This is a genomic window from Tunicatimonas sp. (assembly GCF_049647865.1).
Lineage (GTDB): Bacteria > Bacteroidota > Bacteroidia > Cytophagales > Cyclobacteriaceae > Tunicatimonas.
Window position 1 is genome coordinate 1 of record NZ_JBARYM010000220.1, and the last position, 3,107, is coordinate 3,107.

Genomic DNA, 3,107 nt, shown 5'->3' on the forward strand with positions numbered 1-3,107 from the left:
CTGTAATTGCCTCGGATCAGTCCGGGATAGGTATTCTGCTGCATAAGGGCTGCTTCAATGGCAATGGTGCCACTACCGCACATTGGGTTTATCAGGGGTTGAGAAGGGTGCCACTGGGTAGATAGTAATAGGGCCGCCGCTAATGATTCTTGCATAGGGGCTTCTACGGTTACTTCCCGGTACCCGCGTTTGCTAAGGCTTTCGCCCGAAGTATCCAGATAGATCGCTGCTTCCTCTTCTGTCCAGTAGAGAAACAAAACGGCTTGGTCGTTCATTGGTCCCGAGTTAGGCCGTCTCCCCTGGAGCTTCATAAAGCGGTCTGCTACTGCATCTTTTACTTTCAAATTGGCGAAACGTCCATCAGTAATTGTGGGGTGCTTTACGTACGACTGCACCGAAAAGTAGCCATCCAACGGAATCTGATTTTCCCAAGGGTAATCATAAATCGCTTGGTACAGTTCATCGGGGTCACTAATAGTAAGCGCTTCCAATTGATACAAAACCCGGTGAGCCGTGCGTAGTTGGAGATTAAGTCGCATGGCATCCAGCAGAGTACCTTCCGTTTCTACGTCTAAGCGGTTAATACTTTTGACCGGAAGGTTCAGCCTCTCAATTTCTTGCGCTAAGATCGGACTAATTAATGGGGCACAGGTAACAACAATTTTGCGGGTGTATGACATATTCTCTACTAACGCAAAAACTGACTAGCGTTCCTAACAAAACAGATTTTATTTTTGTGCTTTTATGATCCACCATTGCTTGTTGGCTATATTACTCAACTGTAGCTACTTGCTTTTGGTCAGCTAGCCAACGCACTATATTGTCTTCCAAAACACTAAGCGGTACGGTACCACTCCCCAGCACCACATCGTGGAAACTTCGGATATCAAACTGATCTTTCAGGCTTTCTTCGGCTTTTTTTCGTAGTTCCTGAATTTTGAGCTCGCCAATCTTATAGGCTAGCGCCTGCCCAGGCCAAGCGATATAGCGGTCTATCTCTACCACTACATCTTGTTCGCTCATGCTGGAATTTTCGCGAAAGTAAGCAATCGCTTGGTCACGGGTCCAGCCCATTTGGTGCAAGCCGGTGTCTACTACCAGCCGGATGGCCCGCCATATTTCGTACGTCAACTGTCCGTAGCGGGAGTAAGGGTCCTGGTACATTCCTAACTCAGGGCCTAGGCTCTCTGAATACAGCCCCCAACCTTCTACGAAGGCAGTGAACATCAGCATGGTTCTGAACTCGGGTACGTTCTCCTGTTCCTGCGCGATAGCTAGTTGCAAATGATGGCCGGGCACCGCTTCGTGGATGGCCAAACTCTCCATCCCCCACTTCGGGCGACTCTTGAGGTTGTACGTATTGGCAAAGAAGTAGCCGGGAGTGCCGTTTTTAATTGACCCGGGTTGGTAGTAAGCGGTAGTGGTAGCTGGTGCTTGGTAGGCGGGCACCTCAATTACCCCGTAGGGCAAGCGGGGCAGATGACCAAAGAGTTGGGGTAGCTTTGGATCAATGCGTTTGCAAATCTCCCGGTAGCCAGTTAACAGTGCTTCGGGCGTATCGTAGTAAAACTGCGGATCGGTCTTTAAAAATTCGTTGAAAGCCTGCATGTCACCGGAAAACGCTACTTCATCAATAATCTGCTGCATCGCTTCCCGGATGCGAGCTACCTCGCTTAATCCGATTTCGTGAATCTCCTGAGCGCTAAGATCAGTCGTCGTATTATTACGGATGCGTTCGTCGTACCAAGCTTCGCCGTTGGGTAAGTCCTTTAGCCCAAACGATGCCCGAGCGTTGGGTACGTATTCCTTCGCCATAAACGTAGCAAATTGCTCTAACGCCGGATTGATCTCTTCCGCGATGAGCAACCGCGCTTCCTGCTGAACCGATTCACCATCCACTCCTTCCAAATCAATAGTTTCGTTCAGCGAGGCTAGCGGAGCGTAGAATACACTTTTGTTGGGATCATCCGCAATCATGCTCCGTACTTGCTCGGGCACCTGAACTACGGTGGTACGCGGCATGACAATTTCTTGCTCGATACCTTCCTCAAGCAAACGTTGGGCATTTTTCATCAACGCCGGAATGCCTCGCAAGCGAGTTAACAGGTCATCTAGGTGCTCTTCCGACCGTTGGGGCATCATCTGTAGCACCGCGGGTATCATTTGGTGGATTCCCTGGATTTGGTCAACGACTAAGTACTGTTCAGGGTATTGAGCGTACAGATTATAGCTATCGGATACGTCGCGTTGAAAAAGTGCGTAGTTCAGCTGATTTTCTTCGTTTAGATCATCCGCATTGAATATCTCCCGAACTTCGTAGAATGCAGTTGATTCGTCGATAGCCTGTTGTCGCCCTTCGGGAGAAAGGTCATCCCACAAATGATTATACCCTTCCATACCCAAAAAAGTAGCCATCATTGGGGAATTTCGCTTTTTGCTTTCGGCGTACAGTTCAAAGAGTGTATTCAATCGCTCATCTTCCGAACTGAAATTATCTGGATCATTTACATACGCTAATTGTTCCTCTAAGCTGCCCTCGGGCATTTGCCCCTCGGGTTGTTCGGGTTCGGTACAGCTTAAGAATGAGACAAAAGAGAGCAGCGTGAGTAAGTACAGCGAGACTGATGGGAAGGTCATAGTGGAAAGGCTTTAAGTATTAATATAGTTTGCTATGGCTAATATAGTGCTCATCTAAGTAAGACGGTTGAGCTAACCTGAAAAACTTAAACACCGATGCCCGCGAAAATTCCCTCAAATGCATTCGGGGATTCTAATTAGAAACCTTATTTTTGCTGCCCCTTAAATCGAATGATTGATGAATAGTGAATGATGATTAGTAGGTGAGTTACTAGACTACATAAGTAACCATTTCTACTTGTAGCTCGCACGTTATTCATCACTCATTATCAATTATCCACCCCGGAACTTGTTCGGGATAAACTTTCAATTTTAAACTACTATGAATACCTGGTTTACCTGTAAAATAAAGTATCAGAAAATCGACGAGAAAGGAAAAGCAAAAAATGTATCGGAGATGTATCTGGTCGATGCGGTTTCGTTCACTGAGGCCGAACGGCGGATGTACGAAAAAATGGAATCCATGGTTC

The 3,107-nt window shown here is 47.2% G+C and carries 3 protein-coding genes; 1 reads left to right on the forward strand and 2 read right to left on the reverse strand.

Translation table 11 applies throughout. The features are described 5' to 3' along the window. Positions 1-680 (reverse strand): THUMP domain-containing class I SAM-dependent RNA methyltransferase (locus WBA23_RS06775; protein WP_424581494.1); only part of this gene is annotated, 680 nt, incomplete at its 3' end. 91 nt (positions 681-771) lie between these two features. Continuing rightward, the gene (locus WBA23_RS06780) at positions 772-2,637 is read right to left on the reverse strand and encodes a DUF885 domain-containing protein (protein WP_424581495.1); all 1,866 of its coding nucleotides are present in this window, start codon (positions 2,635-2,637) and stop codon (positions 772-774) included. Positions 2,638-2,959: 322 nt separating this feature from the next. Here WBA23_RS06780 and WBA23_RS06785 point away from each other — a divergent pair. Continuing rightward, a partial coding sequence (locus tag WBA23_RS06785) for a DUF4494 family protein (protein WP_424581496.1) occupies positions 2,960-3,107 on the forward strand: 148 nt, incomplete at its 3' end.